The following is a 21,009-nucleotide window of genomic DNA, read 5'->3' as shown; positions in this document are numbered from 1 at the left end:
GGTGTTGCCGCGCTTCTCGCGCGACCTGCTCGGCATCGACTCCGCGGTCTACCAGCATTTCGGGTGGGTGTGCGCCGGGTACCGGAGCGTCGAACATCGGGTGGTCCCACAGCGCCGTACCGTCCCCCAGTTGATTTCCGGCATCCGTCAGTGTGCTGGGGCCGGCGGTGTAACCGCCCTCGGCGCCCGGTTCCCCCACGGTCTGCGGGTGTTGCCGCGCTTCTCGCGCGACCTGCTCGACACCAACCCCCCGGCGGACGGCCTCACGCTGCCATCGCGCAGCCTGCCCCACATGCGCCGCCCCGAGCATGCGCACCATGGCGGCCACGGCGGACCTCACCGCGGATGGGTCCATGCCCAGACTTCTTCCGGCTGCGCTGTAGCGCCAGTCGAGAACGTACTGCGCGAACGCCTCCCCCTGATGGACTGTCCGCAGCCCGACCGATCTCTGCGCGGTCTGCGAGTGTCGCCGTGCTTCTTCCGCGATCTGCTCGACAACGACCCCCCGGTCGTCGGCATCGCGCTGCCAATCCACAACCTGCCACACATCCGCCGCCCCGAGCTTGCGTACCGCGCCGGCCACGTGCTGGAACACCGTGGCCTTGTTAGTACCGCCGAGCCGTTTTCCGGCTTCTTTGTAGCTCTCGTCGATGACGTACTGCTCGAGTATCTCCCTTTGCCTGGGTGTCAGTACTAGCTCGGGGCGCCGCACGGGGGCATCGGCCGGTGAGTGCGGTGCGCCGATCGGTGTGGTACCCGGAGCGGCGGCGCCGTCCGCGCCGCCCGGGATGGTGCGCGAGACGCCGTCGGGGGCAGTACCGGGCCGGTAGCTGGGGAATGCCCCGCCCGGTGCCTCGGCCGCGCCCATGTCCTCGCCGAGCTCCTCGAGAAACTGGCCCGGGTCGTCGAAGTCCCGGATGCGCTCACCGGCCGGGATGGCCGGCATGGTGTCGTCATGACCGGGGTGGAGGTCATCACGCACCGAGACAGCCCCATCCCCCGGCCCACTCGGGTCGGCGATAGGAGCGTTTCGGTCGCCCGTCGAGTCCGCGCCCGACGCGCGCGGAACCGAGGGCCGCGCCGCGCCGCTATCCCGCGACGAGGATGCCTGCGCCGGCGCGGAAAGCGTTGCGCCTTCAGCAGGCGGCAACGTACCCGAATAGTCCCCGTCACCAGGTTCAGGCTTCCGAGCCAGTAATCCCCACTCACGAGCCACCCGCCTCGCATTCGGTAGGTTACGGGCCTCATCCGACAGATTCAATTTGATGTATATCGACCTCACAAGCCCGTCGACTACCCATTTAGTGGCACCGAACTCCTCGGCTATATCAGAGCGATTACGTCCCCTGGCAGTAAATTTGTGCCGCGCCACCACAGAAAGTAAACCGACCTCATCGGCCGAGAACGATACCGGCCGGCCGGACTCCGGATCCCGCCCGAAATACACGAAATCCAGATCACCGGGCAACGGATCCGGCCGCAACCACCCATGCTCCCGGCCCAGCAGCACCGCAATCGACCAATCACGACGCTCACCCCCCTTCAGGTCCAACTTGTCGAGCACGTCCCTCCAGATTTCCTCGGTCCGGGCATTGGTGATGCCGAGGTCCTCAGCGACCTTTGGAAGGGTTTTGCCCTGCGCAACCCCATTGAGTACTTGCAACTGCCTCGGCGTCGGCGGCCCCGGCCGAGGAGGAGGCAAACGCCGTTGAACGGCCTCCACCTCCACCGCGCCCACATTCCGCAAACGCTCCATCAACCCCGCCACCGGCAACACCATCGGCAACCTCGAATCACCCTCCGCAACATCCAACACACCACCCTCCCGCAACGTCGCCGACACCTTCCTCTCCTCTCCACCCGGCACCACCTCACGCCACGACGCCTTCGTCCCCGCAACGAAAACATCATCAGCCAGCACGAACAAAAACCGGCCCGTCTCCCACACCCGGGCAACCCCGGCAGTCACCGCAGGCTGCACCACCCGCACCACACCACCAATCAACTGCCGCGAACCCGCCCGCAAACGCCTCCCGAACTCCGCCACCGGCCACACCCTGCCTTCATCAAACCGGACATACCGGCCACCCTCCGGCCCCTGCGGCTCCTCCACTCTCGCCACATACCGGGATCCATCACGATCGGTGAACGTAAACCTCGTATCCGCCGGGAAATCAACCCTCGTAAACTTGTCCCGGAACACCCCCCAGCCGAACTCGTCGAACCGATCCCCCTCCGACACCGCACCCGGGAGAAGCCTCCCCGGACCGTCGCCGGGCCGAACAAGACCACCCGCCCCGGACTCGCTGTGCTCGGGGCCGACACGTGGTTCGTCGTCGGTCCTCGGCCGCGTTTCGCGGGTGCCGGAAGGGCCAGGGGCCGGCAATCTGGGTGTCAGGCCCGTGAGGGCGGCGACGGTATCCATGTCGGCACGCGGCTCGCGGGGTTCGTCGAACAGGCCGCGCAGCAGGTCGTCTTCCAAACCGTCGAGCCGCGAGGGGGCCTGCTCGTCGAACAGGGTCCGCCAGGCATTGCTGTCGAGAGCGTTGAGCAGCTGGTCTACTCGCTGGGGCCGGTCCAGACCGTATGCTCCGGGGCCGCTCAGTCCAATGCCGCTGAACAACGGCAGGTATTCGAGACCGACCGCCAGGATGCCGCCGCGGCGCGGTATCGTCGCGTCCGGCGGGTCGATGCGGCCGGGGTCGTCGGTCCAGTCGGCATCCCCTCGCCGCTTGAACCGCTTATCGCGGCCGTCCCCGCTCGTCCAGAACACCGTGCCGTCGACCGTGCGCCGGAATCGGCTGCCGTCGGGGTAGGTGCGATGCTGTGTGCCGTCGGTGGTTCTGCAGAAGCGGGCATGGTCGCTGAGGAGACCGTAAACGGTGCCGTCGGGGTCGCGGCGAAATTTGCCGCTGGGCCGGGTGAAGTATTCGGTGCCGTCGGGGTCCTTGCGAATCCGGACCGAATCACCGGTGTGCTCGACAGGGCGGGGGTCGAGGCGGAGTTCGATACCGGCGGCCGGGACGGGATACCGGTGGTGATGGTCGTGCGGGTCCTCGAGCAGCAGGCGCACCGGTGCACCGCTCGCATCGTACTCGACCCCGAGGACCGTAAAGGCATGGTCCGGCAGCAGGCCCGGCCCCACCTGCAGATTCGAACCACCCCCCCCGAATCGGTCGGTCGCCAATGTCACTGTGGTGTCGCGCTGCAGTGCCCATCGGATCAGTTGCCCGATGGCCCGGGCCGCGACCACGGATCTGCCGGACAGTACCCGGTCCTCCGGCTGCCCGTCGTATACCTCGTGGAGATATTGGGTCAGAGCGTCCTTTTCCAGTTCCCATTGCTGCGGGTGAAGCCGGTCGAGACGCTCGCGGAAACCGGTGGGGGACCTGAGATCCGCAGCATTCCAATCCTCGAAGGTTTCGGCCAGCGCGTGCGAGAACTCGAAATCCGCCACGGGGAAATCGTCGGTCGAGATGTCCGAGCGCACCTGGCGTGAAATATAGGTGCTCACCAACTCGTGCAGCGTGTCGACGTCGAATCTGAGTGGATGCAGTATGTCGCGACGCCGCATCTGCTGGACCGGTTGCGGCAAAGCTCCACCCTTGGCCAGGTGGAAGCCCTTGCCCAAGCGAGCTGCCGCCTGAACGAGCGGGTGGCCTTCGAGGGCCAGGTAGCCGTCGCCGTTGCCGAAACGGATCGCGTAAGCCTTCTCGATCATGGTGGCCCACAGTGGTTCTCCGGGCTCATGGCGGATGAAATACCCGGTCTCGGTGCCGACTTCGACATAGTTCGACTTCTCGACCCGCACCCATTCCAGCCTGGTGTCGCCATGGTCGTCTTCGACGAGCAGGCGGACGGAGACGGTGCCGTCCTTGTTGTCGTGCAACATCCTGATGATCGAATCCGGATCGTGGTGGGCGAGCCACTTGAGATCGGCCAGCAGGGAGCAATCGCCGGCCTTACCCTGCCGCACGTCTTGCGGCTTTGGCCTGGGCTTGCCCCGTTCGTCTCGCCCGTAGAGCGGATCATTGTGCCGGGGAGCCAGACGCGGCAGTTCCGGAATAATGTCGTGTGGCGCGGCGGTACGGACCCACCGCGAGTCCTCGGGGAATTTCATCCACCGCCACGGCCCCAACCCGGGTTTCATCACGAGGGGGTCGTCGTAGGCGACTATCGTCGGCGTCGGCCGATCCTCGGCGTCGTACGCGAGGAATCGAGCCTCACCGCCCGGCACATCCCAGCTCAGCGTGCCACGGAGGTCACCGTTCGGCCCGTGTTCGAAAGTGAACCCCGCGGCCCGATACCCAGGAACATGGGCCAGATCCCGACGCACATACTGGATCGGCTCATTCGGCCACATGATCTGGTAATAGTCGGGTCCATGGCCGTGCTGTTCGACCAATATGGCGGGCACTTTCACGCCCTTGGCCGGCAGTCGCTCCACCCCGCCGTGGTGATCGATGATGCTGAGGAGGCCCTCGCCATCCGTGGGGCGGCGCAGCCGCATCCCGACGGCGGGAGTCGGCAGCAACTTCTCCCGCTGCGCAGGTGTCAGATTCTTCCGCCGGTCGCCACGAGACAGTCGCGGCGGACGCAGACCGTCGTGGTTGAAGCGTTGCCGACGGACCTGAGTCGGCCTATCGAGTTCGACCTCGTGCTGCTGCCGCAGGTCGGGTCCGAACTCACCGTCGTCGGCCTCCCGCTCGGACGGCCGGCTCGCCCGCGGGTCGGCAACGGACGAATGGGCTGCCGCAACGGCCGCCGGTGGAGCCGACGGCCGCACCCCGCCATCCCGAGACGACGACGCCCGCGCCGAATCGGAGCCGCGCACGTACGGCGGCTGCAGGACCGCGGACCCGTCCCCGCCGCCGCGTCGCATCCGCAACTCCGCGATCTGGCCTTTCCGCAAATAAGGATCGACCTTTACCAGAAGCTGAGCCACCTCGTCTGGAACCAGCCGCCGGCTATTGACTACAACATCAAAACGGCGGCCGATTCTGTGCAGATTTCCGAGCAAACGGTCCAGCTTAAACCCGAGTGCCGCCGCGACTTCTGCACCCGTGTACTCGGCAGCGAAGTACTCGAGGACGTTTCGCTCATGGGGCGCCAGTTTCGAAGGAGGTTCAATCTTGTCCAGCTCTTCGACGGTCAGTACCCCCTGCTCCACGGCACGTTCCCGCAGAGTCGAGGTGTAACCTACCCAGTTATCGGCGCTGACCCGGACATCGAATACCCTGGCCAACTCCTTGATAATATTCAAGGACGACTTGGTTAGCCTCAGAATCTCATCGATCTGACTGGACCGGTGGCCTTTGGCGACATACGGAAGAATATCCCGCTCTTGCGCTGTCAGATGGCCGGACGGATGCGGCACACCACGCACCATGTCGATAAATCCTTGGTCGTGCTCTATCTTTTTTATTGCCTCCGCTTTGTTCTCTACTCCAAGTTTCAAGTGTGCCCAGTAGAAACGTTCCTGGATGGAAGCTCTGCCTTTATTCAGAGCTCGCATCATCCGCTGTTCGCTGTATCCCTTGCCAAGGTAGGCGAATGCCTCTCGCCCTTCAGGCGACAGATCACTGAACGAACCCGACCCCGGATCAGCAACGGTATCAACAGACCCCGAACCCGTGTCCACCTCGGGCGCGGCGACAGAAACATCAACGACGGGACGCTCAACGAATACCGCCGTGATATCACGGCCAAGCTCGGCGATATAATCACGAATGAAATTCAGAGCACCACCCCTCGAGACAGGCTCCATGCCAGCCGCAGTATCCGAATCATTGAAACGATACTCCGGATACACATCACCATTCTCACCAACAACCAGCCGCAACGTCCCCTCATCATCACCCAGATAAATATGCGCACCCGAATAATTCCAGAACTCACCACCCAGAGTCTCCGCCGTAGTCAACTCCGCCCCGAAATCAGCCAGAAACTGCGCAACATCATCGAAATACTGAATAGGACCATCCGCCGGCTCCCACCGAGACGGCAAATCAACCACCCAATCACCGCCACCCAACACCCCCTCAAACCCCGAACCCCCCACCGAACCAGACCCCGACACCGGCGGAGCCGACGGTCGCACCCCACCATCCCGAGACGACGACGCCCGCGCCGAATCGGAGCCGCGCACGTACGGCGGCTGCAGGACCGCAGACCCGTCCCCGCCGCCGCGTCGCATCCGCAACTCCGCGATCTGGCCTTTCCGCAAATAAGGATCGACCTTTACCAGAAGCTGAGCCACCTCATGTGGAATCACCCGCTGGCTACTGACTGCAACACTAAAACGGCGGCCGATTCTGTTCAGATAGGCGGGCACAGTGTCCGGCTTCAACCCGAGTGCCGCCATGACTTCTGCACCCGAATATCCGGCAGCGAAGTGCTCGAGGAGATTTCGATCCTTGGGCATCAGCTCCGAAGGCGCTGCAGTCCTGTCCAACTCCTCGAGGGTCAGCGCCCCACAATCCAACGCTTTCTCCCGAAGCGCCGAAGTGAAAGCCACCCAATCATCGGTGCTTTCCCGAACCTCGAATACCTTGGCCAACTCATCGATACGCCGCGAGGACGTTCGCCGGGGCACTTCCAGGATGTCGTCGATCTGCCTGGACCGGTGGCCTTTGGCGACATATGGAAGAGTTGCCCGCTCCTCCGCTAATAGATGGTCGGACGGAGGCGGCAACTCGCTCTTCATTCTGTCAAAGTCTGGGTCATCCGCTACTTTCTCCATTGCCGCTTCATTGTTCTCCACTCCAAGTATCACGCGTGCCCTGTCGAAATATTCCGAGACGGAATTTTTGCCCTTGAGACCGAGAACGAGATTTATCCGCGGATCACTGTATCCCTTGCCACGGTAAGCGAATACCTGTTGCATTCCAGGCGTCAGATCACTGAACGGACCCGACCCCGGGACAGCAGCGGTATCAGCAGACCGCGAACCCGCATCCACCGCGGGCTCGGCGGCGGAAACATCGACGACGGGACGCTCAACGAATACCGCCGTGATATCACGGTTGAGCTCGGCAATATAACCACGAATGAAATTCAGAGCACCACCCCTCGAGACAGGCTCCATGCCAGCCGCAGTATCCGAATCATTGAAACGATACTCCGGATACACATCACCATTCTCACCAACAACCAGCCGCAACGTCCCCTCATCATCACCCAGATAAATATGCGCACCCGAATAATTCCAGAACTCACCACCCCGAGTCTCCGCCGTAGTCAACTCCGCCCCGAAATCAGCCAGAAACTGCGCAACATCATCGAAATACTGAATAGGACCATCCGCCGGCTCCCACTGAGACGGCAAATCAACCATCCAATCACCGCCACCCAACACCCCCTCAAACCCCGAACCCCCCACCGAACCAGACCCCGACACCGGCGGAGCCGACGGCCCCAACTCACCATCCCGAGACGACGACCCCCGCGCCGAATCGGAGCCGCGCACGTACGGCGGCTGCAGATCGCGGCCGATGTCATCGGGGTAGGTCTCACCGGCGTACGGGTCGGTCCGGTGATGATGTGCGGCCGAATGGGAGTCGGCGGCGAATATCTTATCCGGAACCGGGCCGAAGGAGGTCTCACCCGCCGGGGGCTCGAACACCGGGTCGGTGCGGCCAGGCGCACCGGATTGCTTGGGCGGCAACGTATTCGACGAACCGTCGAATACGGACGCGTTCGGACCCGAACCTTGGGCGGTGTCCGGAGAACTGCCATCGAGCCGAGCGCCGACCTTCTCCCCCTCCGGAGACGGCGCGGCGAGCCGCCGCGACGAGCCGGGTGCGGCATCCGTCTTGCTCGCGGACGAAGTAGCCGGAGGAGCATTGGCGCGATGCGCGCCGGGGTCTTCGACCGGGAGTGGGTCTCGTTCTCCAGGAACGGGTTCCGCGTCCTCGTGCACGCGGTGGGGCGCGAGCAGCTGTTCCTCGGCGCGACGCTGCAATCGCGGCATCGTCTCGTCCTGCAGCACCCGCTCGGTCTCCTCGACGCGCTCATCGGCCTTGCCGAGAGCCTTCTGTTTCTCCACGGAAGGATCGGCCTCGTACCGGGCGGCGGCCTGGTCCCGCTCCTCCATCGCTTTGGCGTACTGGATGACCTCGCGAACGGCTTGCGCGTCTTCGATTTCGGTGACGAAATCGTCGGTCGCGATATAGACCTTCGCCGACCCGGGCGTGCCGCCGTTCTCCCGGTCCTCGCCCGACCCGCCGCGGGCCGAACGCCAGATCGCCTGCAACAACACTCGCATCGAAAAGGCCGGGCCGCCACTGACTCTGGTGATGACGCCGCCGAGCAACTTCGACTCCGCCGTCGGCTTCGGGTCGGTCCCGCGCGCACCCGACTTGTTGATGAACATGATGCTGCCCGGCTTCCCGAACTGCTTCACCAGCTCGGCGGCCTTGATCTCGGCGGCATCACCGCCGCCGTGCTGCTCGTGCCACTCGGCATCGATCGCGGTATAGGTGAGTTTCACCCCTTTCGCGATCGTCAGCCCGTGTTCCAGCGCATGCGTCATTACGCGTCGATCGACCATCGCGTCGACCCAATCGATGACCCCCCGCTCGGACAATTCCTTGTCCCGCCAGTGATTCAGCTCGATCCTGGTCTCCTCGACCGTCCGGCCGCCGCCCGGCTTGTCGACGACCCGCTCCACCAGACGCTCACTGTCGCCGCGGATCTCGCTGTTGTCGAGCGAGATGTTCCACTGCGGCCGGCCCTTCTGCTCGATCCCCACAATCACGCCGTCCTGCACGGTGAACGAGATCTTCGCGGCGTCGATGACGTCGGTCGCTATACCCGCCAGTTTCGCCATGCGACTGTTGAACTTGGACGTATCCTCCTCGTCCAATTTCGATCGGTAATACCGCTCGATCTCCGGCACCCCGAAATAGTCACCCCGCTCGTCGCCCTTACCGCCCCAGCTGTCGTACATGACGTCTTCGACTTCTTTCGCCGTGCCCGACACACCCTTCGGATTCTTCAGGTACCGGCTGCCGATCCACTGATTCAGCGACATCGTCAGCGAATCCGCCGGGTGATCACCGCGCACCGTCACGCCCTCGACGACGTCGAGGTACTGGCCCAGCTCCTGCAACCGCGTCTCGCTGGCCTTCTCCCGATCCCACGACAACTTGTCGGTGGTCTTCGCGTGGATCAGCATCACCTTGTCGTGCTCGCGCGAGGTGATGAAGTCGGCGCCGCGTTTGAGCCCCCACCTGGCCAGTGCGAAGTTCGTGTAGTGCTTCGCGGCGGCGAGCACCACATTCCGGTCCTCGCCGGTCGCCGCGGCCAGCTTCTCGACCGCGGTATCGCTCAACCGCGCGTGCCAGAGCCCCTTCGTATTCTCCGGCCTGCCGAAATCCTTGGCGTTCAAGCGATCTTCCGGCTTCAAGCGATGATCCAGCATCGCAATGCGGAACTTCTCATATGCGTCTTTCAGCTCCGCCACCTGCTCCGGGTTCGCGTCCTCACGGGCACCCGGTGACAGCACGCCCCGCACCTGCCCGTCGAAGGCGGTATCGACCTCGTCGAAATTCCCCACGCCCTCGGGCAGCGGCCGGAACCGCCGCGACGACCCGTGCTCCTGCGCCATCGCGTTCAGGTGATCGGCCAGCTCGTCCACGTGCGGCTCCGTACGCAGCCAATCCCGCAGCCCCGCAACCACATCCGCCGGCGCACCCGCCCGCTCGATCTCGTCCACCATGGCGTGCGCCTCGTGCAGGCCGGCGAAGATCACCGCCTCTTTCGTGCCCACCACCAGCAGGCTCCTGCCCTTGTCCCGGGCATCCCAGCCCCACTGCGGGAACGGCTCGCTCTCCTGCAAATGCACCAAATCCACACCCGCGTCCGGGTGATGCGATCCCAGGTACGTCCGAACCTCGTTCATCATGTCAACCACCAGCGGATCGCTGCTGGTCAGGCTGTTCACCACACCATGGACGCGGGCATCGCGGTACCCGGCCATGATCATCAGCAGGGTCTTGCCCTCGCCACCCTTCATATCCGCGGGGCCGAATTCGGTCAGCACATACGCCAGCATTTGAGTCTCGCGCGGGGTGCGACTCTCCGGATCCCGGCGCGTCATCCACTCCGGCATCGCCGCCACCCGCTCCGCGCGAGTGCCGACACGCACCAGGCGATCCACCTCGTAGTCGGTCGCTCGCCGCCCGGTCACCGGGTCGGTCTCGGTGGTCTTGCGCAACACCTCGTCCCGGAATACGAACGCGGCCTTCTGCACCGCGTCTGCGGCCGCGAGCGCCTTTCGTGACGCCGCCTGCATCGCCGCCCGCTTGTCCGCCAGGCCCGCCTCGTAGGCGTCGCGATCCGGTTTCTTCGCGTTCTCGACACTCGCGAGCCGGTCCTCGATCACTCCCAGCATCGTGGTCTTGAAGTTCTCGACCGCCTGCGGATATGCCGCCTCCTGCTCCTCCAGACCCTGGCGCAACTCCTCCACCCGCGCCTGCGCCGCCGGATCGGACTGCTGCCGGCTCAATGCCTTGCGCCACACGGCGGATCGCTGCTCGACCTTGTTGCCGAACGCCTCCTGGACCCGCCAGGCCGGCGCCAGCTCACGACGCTCCCGCTGCACCGCCGCCCGCTCTTCCGGATTACTTCTGGTGGCGGTCAGCAGTGCCTCGTGCTCGATCAGTTCATCCCGCAGATTTCGCGTGCGCTGCTTGACTTCACGACTCAACTGCTTCAAGTATTCCGGCCGCGGCTCGTTGCCGGCGCGGGCCTGTTCGTACTCGTTCCGGCTGTCGTGCAACGCATTCCGCGCCGTCTCGACCTTTTGCTGCGAGGTCTCGACGTCCCGCAGACCGGTCCCGAGTTCCGCCTTCGCCGTCTCGTACTCGGCCCTGGCCTTCTTCAGGTGGCTCGTGGTCATATGCAAATGCTCACGGGCAGTGTGCATCTGAACCTCGGTGGACTCGCGCATCCACACCGCATCCTGCTGAGCGGCGGCGATCCTGGCCTCGGATTCGGCCTGCAGCTCCTCGTAACGCTCCTGCACCGCATGCTCTACCGCAGCTTCGTGCGCGGCATGCGCCTCCTGTAGCTGCGACTGCGCCTCTCCGTGCAGCTCATGCAAGGCGGCCGCGGAGTTCGATCCCGGCTCCTGCGCGTGATCGCCTTCCACCATCCGACGGGTGTCCTCGACCTCCGTCCGCGCAGCGGTCAGCCGATCCCGGGCATCGATCACACGCGGGTGGTCGCGGACCTCGTCGTTGTCCCGCAGGCGATTTCGTAGTTGTTGCTCGCGCCGGCCCATCGGCTCGTCGGACTTCGGTCCGCGCTGCGGGTCGGGATCGGTGTGGTCCCGGCTCGCGCGGTCTTGCGCACCGGGGGTGTGGACCTGTTCGGGAACCTCTGCCGCCGGGGTCTCGTCGGTGCCAGTGGTCTCGCGTTTGGGCTCGGTCTGATGATGATCACCGAGTGAGTCGGGGTGAGAAGTACTGTGCTGCTCAGAAAGGGCTGGCCCACGGTCATTTTCGGACAGGCCCGAGTTGGAGCGCTGATCGTCGAGGCCGGGCGTCCTGCGCTGCGGGTCGACATCGCGCTGATCGACCGGGGAATCGGGTACAGACTGCTTGTCGGCGCCGGGCGTCCGAAGCTGCGGGTCGCCATCGTGCTGACCGACGGGGATATCGGGCCGAGACTCGGCGGGCTGCTCCGAAAGAACTGGCCCACGGTCATCCTCGGACAAGTCCGAGTTGGAGCGCTGATCGTCGAGGCCGGGCGTCCTGCGCTGCGGGTCGACATCGCGCTGACCGACCGGGGAATCGGGTCCAGATTTGGAATCTTGCCCGGAAAGAGCTGGGCCACGGTCATTTTCGGGTCGGCTCGAGTCGGAATGCTGTTCGTCGGGACCGAGCGCCTCGCGCTGCGGGTCGGCATCGTGCTTACCGACGGGGATATCGGGACCAGGCTTGGTGTGCTGATCGGAAAGTGCTGGGCCACCGTCGTTTTCGGCCAGGTCCGACTCGGAGAGCTCGTCGTCGGTCCAGCTGTGACTCGACGCCGAATCGTCCGAGTGGTCGAACAACGAGTCACCCGAATGCGAGGCGGTCGAATCGCTGTCGTACCCGTCGCTGTCATCCGGATGCGGTGTGGCGATCTGCTTTTCTGGGGATGGCGGGGCAGTCGGGCCCATCCCCGGTGGGGCGAGGTCGCCCCGGCCACCCATCGGAGGAGCATTGGCTCGATAGTTTCCGCGGCGGGCGGCTGCGGCGAGATGCTCGTCGACGACACGTTGCAGGGTCGGCCTTGTCTCGTCGTGCAGAACCTGTTCGGTGTGCTGCACGGCTTTGTCCGCGTCGGTGAGTGCGCTGAGGGTCTCGATGCTCGGGTTCTCGTTATGGTCGGCGACGGCCTCCCGGTGCGCCTTGGCGGCATTCTGATATTCGATGACCTGTCGGATAACTCCGTCATGTGCCACCGGGCCCCGGTAGTCCTTGGGTGAATACCAGTGCTGGACGGTGCCGGGGGTCCCGCCGGTTTCCCGGTCGGACCCCTTGCCGCCGCGCCCCATTCGACCGTCACCCTGGTCCACCGCGGCCTCCCCGTATCTGGAGCCGCCGATGAACTTGCCCGAATTGCCGGTCCCCTCATCGATCAGGCGTTGAATCGTGTTGTAGTCGGTGCCCCGCATGCGGCCCTTGTTCACGAAAACCAGCACCGCGTCGTCGCGATTCTCGTTGCCGAATTCCTTGATGATCTTCTTGCCCGCCAGTTCGGCCGCATCGGCACTGTCGAACCCGTCGTCGAACCGCCCATCGAGGACGTCGTACTTCAGCTTGACTCCCGCGGCGACAGCGAGTTCGGTACCGGCCATGTCACGCACCCTCCGGTCGACCAACTCATCGACCCAGTCGACGACACCCTTCTCCGAATCCTTCTTGTCCTGCCACCCGGACAGCCGCACTCGCTCCCCGTTCTCGATGACCGGGCGGTTGTGTTCGTCGACTCGGATATCGTCACCACGCAGATCCCGGTTGTCGAAGCCGCCGACCAGCTGGTTGAGCCCGGTCGCCTTCACATCGACCACCTGCCCGTCCCGCACCACCAGCTCGAGCTTCGCGTCCTCCAGGATCAGGCCGGCCAAGTCCTTGAGCATGTCTTCGGTGTTGTCGAACTCCCGATCCTTCAAGAACTTGACCTGAGACTTGTAGTACGGGTCGATCTCGCGCACCGGACCCGTGATCACGCCCTGGTCGTAGAGCTTCTGCTCCGCGATCTTCGCCGTGCCGGAATGCCCCTGAGTGTCCTGCAGCAGCCGGGTGCCGATCAACTGCGCATCCGACATGTGCAGTGCTTCCTTGGGCAGCTCCGCCATCACGTCCACCCCGGCCTGCATCTCGAGATACGCGCTGACCCCCGCGAAGCGGGTCTCGGTCCCCTTGCTCCGGTCGGCCATCACCTTGTCGGTGGTGGACGACGCCATCGTCTTGATCTTGTTGTTCGCAGAGGTGTCGCCGCGACCTTCGATGTAATCGTTGTTGCGCTCCGGGCCCCATTTCGCCACCGCCTTGTGGGCGTACTCGGCCAGCAACGGATCGTCCTCGCTCACCCGCGGCCCCGGCACCCGATTGAGCCGATCGATAACCTCCTTGGAGGCCTGCGCCGGCCAGAAACCCCGGGTACCGTCGGGTTTGCCGAAATGCTTTGCCGTCAACGGATCCTCGGACAACGCCGCGGCCGCCTCGACCCGATCGTGGACCTGCTTACGGACCGCGACTTGATCGTCGGGCATCTTGTCCGGGTTACTAGGTGTCAGGACCGATTCCTCGCTGCCCAACGTGTCCATTTCATCGGCGATGTGCTTGCCCGGCGGGAACGGCTCGAACCGATCTTTCAGACCGTGCCGATCAGCCGCTTCATTGAAAACCTCCGTCATCTCGTCGACGTTGGGCCGGTCCACATTGAAACGGTCACGCAACGCCTGGATCTCTTCGGCCGACATACCCTTTTCTTCGAGGAGGCCGAGCATTCGCGACTCCTCGTGCAGGACTCGCTGTTTCATGTCGTACATCGTGGCGACCACGATGTGCCCGGTGCCGTCTCCAGGTTTGGGCAGATCTCCCTCGGTGACCATCCGGTCCACCTGCACATCCAGGCCACCGATCAATGACTTCGAATTACCGAAATTCCCGAATTCATCGATCAGATCACCGACCTGATTGTCCCCGCTGGTCGTCACATACACCCGCTCGTGCTCCCGGGCCGCCACCCACGCCTTCACGATCGTCACCAGCGTCTTACCCTCACCGGTCCGCAAGTTGGACCAGCGCGACATGATCCCGAACAACTGGGTATCCCGCAGATCCCGGCCGCCCTTGGCTTCGGTGCCATACCCCGTCGCCCGGCGCACATACTCGCGCACACCGACGAACTTCTCCATGGTCGAACCGCGATTGACCATGTTCTTGATCTCGTCATCGGAGACCCGCGGCACCGCCTCATCCACCCGCTGAAATATCTCCTCGTCGTAGACGTTGGCGAGTTCGAGGAACTTCTCCTGCGTTTCCTTTTCCTTACGCGCCGCGGCCGCGAACGCGGCCTTACGATCGACCGCTCCCCCTTCGAACGCCGCCAGATCCGCTTTCCCCGCAGCCTGCGATGCCTCCCAGCGCTTATCGAGCACCTCGAGCCCGCCGCTCTTGAACTCCGCAAACGCCTCCGCATGCGCCGCGGTCTGCTCGTCCAGCCGGGACTTCAGCTCATCCAGACCCGCCTGGGCCTTCGCCTCGGCTTCCCGAGTGGCCAAAGCATGCTCGAGCTCCCTGACCCGCTGACTCACCTCCGACCGGAAGTCCCTCCCCGCGGACGAAAGATGTTCGTCCAGACCGGCTTTCAGCTCGGCCACCCGCTCCTGGGCCCGCGCGGCCGCCAACCGGCCGGCCCGCACCTCCGGCCGCAGCCACCCCAACGCGTCGGAAACGAAACCCTTTCTGCCCCACCGAGACTCCAGCCGATCACGCTCGGTCTGTGCCGCCGCCAACGCCTCCGAACGATCACCGGCGGCCTCCCGCAACAACTCCTCACGCGCTGCCGTCACCGACTTCAGTTCGGCCGAGTGATCACCGTTCGCGGCCCGCAGCAGCGCCTCGTGCGCGACCAGCTCCGACCGCAACCGCTCAGTGCCGGCGTTGATCTCCTGCTTCAGCCATTCGAGACGCTGCGGCTGCGGCTCCTCGTCGGCGGCCTCGGTGGCATAGTGCCGCCTGCTTCGCTCCAGCGCGGTCCGCTCGTGTTCCACCCGATCCCGTGCCGCGATGATCCCCTCATCCAAGCCACCGCGCACCTTGGCTTCGAACTCGTCGACCGCCTTGTTGAGGGCCTGCCGGGTTTCCTCCCGATCACTACGCGTCTGCTCGAGACGATCCCGCTTCTCGTTGAACCGCGTCTCGGTATCGGCCTGCAGCCGGGCGTTCTCGCGGTCGGCCGCGACGATGTCTTCCTTCAACTGCTCGTGGAAGGAACCAGTCCTCTCGTCCCGGCTACCGGCGTGCTCGCTCCGGTGTGGTCCGGTAGTGGCGCCATGCTCAGGCGCGTCGTGCGTGCGGGACTCGGAATGGGTCCGCGCACCACCGATGCCGTCCGGCTCGCCCGCCGCCGGACGCGACCGCGGTCCCTCCCCACCCCGGTTACCGACATTCGTATCCCCGTGGTCACCCGACCGCCCGGACGTGGGACCGACCCCGCGCTCCGGACCCTCGGAGGACGCCCGGGACGATGGCCCCTGCGCCGATACCTGATCTTCCCGACCGGTCCGCTGCCCGGTCGAGGTGGACTCGTTGTGCGCGGGGGCGATGCGCGATTGCGACCCGCCCTCTGATGTGTTTGGCCGAGAAGGTGTTTCGGGGCCGCCGTGTCGTCCGTTCCCCAATGCCTCGGGCGTGGGCTGGACTTTGCCACGCGAGTCTGCCGGGCCGGACTCGTCGTGCGCCGCGGTGATTCGGGTCCGCGATCCGTTCTCCGGGGCCGTCGAGGAGAACGGAGGCTCCGAACGGCGCGACACCGGCTCGGTCTCCGGACTACTCGGCCGAGTCTCCGGACTGCTCGGCCGAGTCTCCGGGGTGCTCGGCCGGGTCTCCGGAGTGCTGGACCGGGTCTCCGGACTGCTCGGCCGGGATTCCGGAGTGCTTGGCCGAGAGGGGATTTCGAGGCCGCCGTGCCGGATGTTCGCCGGTGCGTCGGGCGCCGACCGGACCGGACCCTCCGAGCCCGCCAAGGAACTCGTCTCCGACGCCGGGCCCCGCATCGACGATTCCGACACCGACCGCGAATCCGCCTCACTCGGCGTGAACTCGCGCTCACTCGGCGTGAACTCGTGCTCGCTCGGCGTGCGCGAAACGACCTCGTTCGAGTCGTGCGAAGCGACCTGGTTCGAGGTGTGCGGGGTGACCTCGTCCGAGGTGTGCGAGGCGACCGCGGTGAACCCGCCCTCCGAGTGCTCGGACACCGACGGACTGCGCAAAAGATTCTCGGGGACAACCGAACTCTTCTGCGTCGTCACCTCCGCGCCGGATCGGAACTCGTGCGAACCCTGCGACGACGACCGCGACACCGTCTCCGAGGTGGCACCGAACTCCCGGTTCTGCGGTGGCGGCGCACTGTGCGTCCCCGTCGACACCGACGTGTGCGACGACGACCCGTCACTGGCGCTGGCAGAGATCGAGCTCGAGCGGGACGGCGTCGCGCTCGAATTCGAGAATGTCGAAATATTCGCGATGCTGCCCCGGCGAACCGGTGCCGGCTGCGCCGGCGCGGTGCTGTCGTGGAACTCGCGTGGCCCGGTCGAGCCGCCCCGCGACTCACCGTCCCCGCGCTCGGATCCCGGCCGATCCGAGGGGCGGCCGCTGCCGTTTTCGGAGCCGTCACCCGGCGACGACGACGGCCGGGTTCGCTGCCCCGAGTTCCCGTTGTCATCCACACGATCGGGCATGATCGAGCGGCCACCCCCACCGCCCTGGTCCGGCCGCGAATTCCCGGAACTGCCGTCGAAATGATCGCCACCGGAAATCTTCAGATCGGTGGGATGCAAGGTCGACGACTTGGCCAGCGCGGCGTCCCGCGCATGACCGATCGAACCGTGCAGAGCACCGAACATGCCACCGGCCGCACCACCGGCGAGCATCGCCGGATCGAACTCCCACTCCCCCGTCAACAGCCCACCGGTCACGAAACCGGCGCCGACACCCGCCAAACCACCACCGACACCGGCTACGAAGGCGACACCGGTGGCCCGCGTCGTCGTCATCCCCCATTGCTTGGTGACCCAATTACCCAGGCCCTTACCGATGACGCTGCCGACCGGCGCACCCACCGCGCCACCCGCCGCGCCCACGGCTCCCGCGACGAAGATCCGCTTCAGGTCGTAGCCGTCGATATGGCCCTTCGCGTTCTGAATGCCCTCCACCGCGACCTCGGTCAGCAGGCCCAGGCCACCCTGCACCCCACCGCTGATCGCGGCCAGCTTCCACAGCGGCATATTCGCGATCGTCTTGGCGTGGTTGACCAGCCACGACAGCCGCGTGGCCAGCGTGCGGCCGATCACCGCCATGACGCCCTCGGTCTCGGCTTCCAGCGCCGGAATCACCGCCGCCCCGAACCACGTCGTCAGCGCGTACGCGATCTCGGCCGCCAGGATCGACAGCGTGATGATGACCTGCAGCTTGGTGTGCTCGATCTCGGCGCCCATGTCGTGGGCCGATTTGCCGATCTGATTCAGATTTTCGACCATCTTCGCGATCGACTGGTCGCCGGAGAAGAATTTGTCGAACTGGCTCTTCATCTTGTCCGCGCCGTGGCCCGAATAATTGTCGGTCGCGGTATTACACGCGGTGTGCAGCTGCTCGATGAGCCCGTTCAGGCTCGTCGCCGCGGTCTTGTAGTCGTCGTCGAGCGCGAACATCTTGTCCTCGTCGCCCTTCGGCCACGCGGCACCCGCCAGGTAACTGAGCCACTCCAGCCCAGCCGGCATCTCGATGCTCATCGATCGGCGCTTCCGACGCCGAATTCGCTACTCCCCGCGCGACTCTCGGGTGCCGATGGGCTCGGCGCGCTGCGGCTCGGCGCGGCGGCATGCGCGGCCCAGCCGGCTACACCGGACCGCAGCACGATCGGAAGTCCCCGGCACGCGCCGAACACCTTCCCGCGCTCCGGCCCGGAGATCCCGGACCACGTATGCGAATTCGCCATGTATGCCGATCAGTCGCGGTCGGCGACCGACCACCCGGTGCTCGCGTCACCGGACCCGGCCTGCTCGCGCTGGGCGGGCGAATCGAACGACGCCCGTTGCAGCTCGGGCGTTTTCGTGCGCAGGTCGGGCAGGCCCTCGACCATCGACGACAGGCTCGGCAGCCGGGACCGGGTCTTGCGGATCGGCGCGATCAATTCCTCGGCCTTGCGCGCGACCTCGGCGGCGGCCTCCTGGGTGGCATCGGTGACCGCGTCGGCGATCTCGTCGTAGTCCAATTCGTCGATGTCGTCGGCGAATCGGGTCTCGATCACGACACCGTCGGCGTTCACCGTGATGCGCACCTTGCCCTCGCCCGCGGTAGCGGTGGCGGTGAGCTCGACACGCTGCTGCTGCACCTCGGCGATCGAGCGGATATGCAGATTGATCGTATCGAGCAGATCGGCGACGTCACCCTTGGTCTGTTCGTTAGCCACGTCGAATTCTCCTACCCACACCAAGATATGGACCCCACCACGAGTCCATATCGATTCCCTGCTGAACGTAGCACCTCAGGGAGCACCGAAATCCTGTCATGACACGTTTATCACGCCATTCTTACCGGTCAGCAGTGATCCGTTACGCCAGTATTATTCGAAACTTACCGGCGTCGTGTTGGATACAATCCAAGTAATGAATCGAAGCCTACGCGGATGGAATTCTTTCATCATATGAGCGAACCCCAGCAGCAAGATCCGGCCGGGAACGGCGACGCCCCCGACGTCGGCTTCCGGCTGGGCGCCGGCGCCGCGCAGCCGTCCGGTAGCGCCGATGAGCAGACGACCGGCGCGCGGGAAACGCCCGCCGCGCCCGCCGATTCGGGCCCGGCAGCCGAGAGCGCGGAGCCGCCCCCCGCGGCACGAGCGCCCGAAGAGCAGGCCACCGAACCACCGGGAACCGATGACGAGCCCGCGGCGACCGACGGGCAAGAAACCGAAGCGCCGGCGGCCGACGAGCCCCCGACGATCGAGGACCAGGCCACCGAACTCGCCCACCGCATCGCCCGCGAACTCGGCATCGCGGGCCCCGAAGGCTGGCAGTCACTGGAGGCGACCTTCGCACTCACCGTCGCCGGCGGCATCGCCTACATCCTGTACTACGACGACGAGGATCAGGTCTCCCAGACCGAGCCGTCCCAGGAGGTCAACGAACTCGTCCCGCTGCATCGCGAGCTGTCCGCGCAACTCGGCGACGGCCCCTGGTGGCGCATGCTCATCGCGCTCGAGGCCACCGGCGAGGTCGAGGTCGACTACGACTACGCCGACGAACCGTTCCCCGACGACCAGCTCCTGCCGCCCGAGGCCTATCGCGCCGACCTGGAAACCTTTCCGCGCGACAGCATCCCGGTGTGGCTGGCCGCCTACATCTTCCACGACGAGCGGCAATGGCGTTCGCCCCAGGACGCCGCCGCACAAGCTCGCGCCGACCGCGACGCCGGCATCACCTCGACGCTGTCCCGCGAGGACTTCCCGCCACTGCCCACGCTGTGGGCACGCTGGGCCACCATCGCGGCAGCCTTCGTCGCCATCGGCTCCGAACTCGGACCGCGCATCCGCCCCGCGCTCGGAATCTTCGAAGGATCCGCCCGCAGCGGCTCCACGTTGTTCGTGCTGCCCGGCGGCCGCGCGGTGTTGTCGGGTGGCGTGTGGAACGCACCCGAACTCGACGCCGCCTACAACGACGACAACGAACTGCCGGACCTGTATGCCGGCGCCCCCGACTGGGTGGCCAACCAGGTACTCAATCCCCGTGCGTCCCAAGGACAATTGTCGTTCTGCTACTGGTGGTCCCACGGCAGCTGGCACCGCGGCGAATCCCCCGGCGCCGACCAGCTCAGCCCCGCCGTCCCCGGCGTGTGGTCGGCACAGACCGTCGCCGACATCGTGTGCGCCGTGATCAGCAATGAGCCGACCGAACAACAACGGGAAGCAGCGGCGACACTGGTCGCCTCCGCCGAAGCCGGTGTCGTCACCCGGGATACGCTCACCGCGGTGTTCGAAGACGCCGCCGACAACATCGACGGCGCCATGTACCAGCTGTCACTGGCCGGTCTCGCGGTCACCGACCCCGAACCGCTGCCGGAGGATCAGGCCATCATCCTGGTGCGCGACTACATCCAAGCCCTCGGCGTCGACACCACTGGTTATCCGCTCGACCAGCTCGTCGGCGAACGCCTCGACGTCGGCTGGATGGTGTTCGTCCCCACCGAACCCGGCGAAATCGCCATCGGCCGCGCGATTTTCTACATCGCCGACGACGGAGTCATCGAACAATCCTCCTCCTCGACGGCACCGTCCACGTACTTCGAAGGCTTCGAACAGCGCTTCCAACAGCGGCAGACCAGAGCCACCGACGATCTCGTGATCTGAGGTCTGCAGGCCCTGCCCGGATCGTGCGGGAGAACACCTGAACGATCCGGGCGGCCGTTATCCCTTCTTCAATTATCTTGGGGACAGTAAGGCCCGCCATCGAGCTGAATCTCAGCGGCCGAGGCTGTGCCACGGTCCCTCCGGGTCGTCGAACCAGGTGAGCGGATCATCGCTTGCGATGGGTACTTGCCCGAGGAATTCTTCCGGGACAAGGAAAGCCGAGACAAGCGGCTCGATGTGCGGAAGCAGCCCGGTGAGGATCTCATCGATGGCGCTGGGAATCCGCTCACCTAGGCCGTGTTTCGAAAGTCGGGTCACCGTAGCCACAGGTCGATGGCGGCGATGTGGACGGTAGCCAGGAAGCGGACGGCGAGTTTGTCGTAT

Annotated in this window: 3 protein-coding genes and 1 pseudogene; 1 reads left to right on the top strand and 3 read right to left on the bottom strand. The window is 65.4% G+C overall.

The window, feature by feature from the left end; translation table 11 throughout:
* Positions 1-18,013: pseudogene (locus ABZ293_RS40755) on the bottom strand (hypothetical protein); the annotation flags it as partial.
* Between the two features lie 215 nt (positions 18,014-18,228).
* Complete coding sequence (locus ABZ293_RS40750; protein WP_355189690.1) at positions 18,229-18,693, bottom strand: YbaB/EbfC family nucleoid-associated protein; 465 nt, start codon at positions 18,691-18,693, stop codon at positions 18,229-18,231.
* A 234-nt stretch (positions 18,694-18,927) separates the two neighbouring features.
* Here ABZ293_RS40750 and ABZ293_RS40745 point away from each other — a divergent pair, with 234 nt between their 5' ends.
* Positions 18,928-20,625, top strand: a complete 1,698-nt coding sequence (locus ABZ293_RS40745) for a hypothetical protein (protein ID WP_355189689.1) — start codon at positions 18,928-18,930, stop codon at positions 20,623-20,625.
* A 111-nt stretch (positions 20,626-20,736) separates the two neighbouring features.
* Here ABZ293_RS40745 and ABZ293_RS40740 read toward each other — a convergent pair whose 3' ends face one another.
* Positions 20,737-20,952 (bottom strand): hypothetical protein, encoded by a 216-nt coding sequence (locus tag ABZ293_RS40740; RefSeq protein ID WP_355189688.1) that lies wholly within the window; start codon positions 20,950-20,952, stop codon positions 20,737-20,739.
* Positions 20,953-21,009: the final 57 nt, after the last annotated feature.

This window comes from Nocardia sp. NPDC005998 (genome assembly GCF_040614395.1).
Lineage (GTDB): Bacteria > Actinomycetota > Actinomycetes > Mycobacteriales > Mycobacteriaceae > Nocardia.
This window is presented reverse-complemented; position numbering and strand designations above follow the sequence as displayed.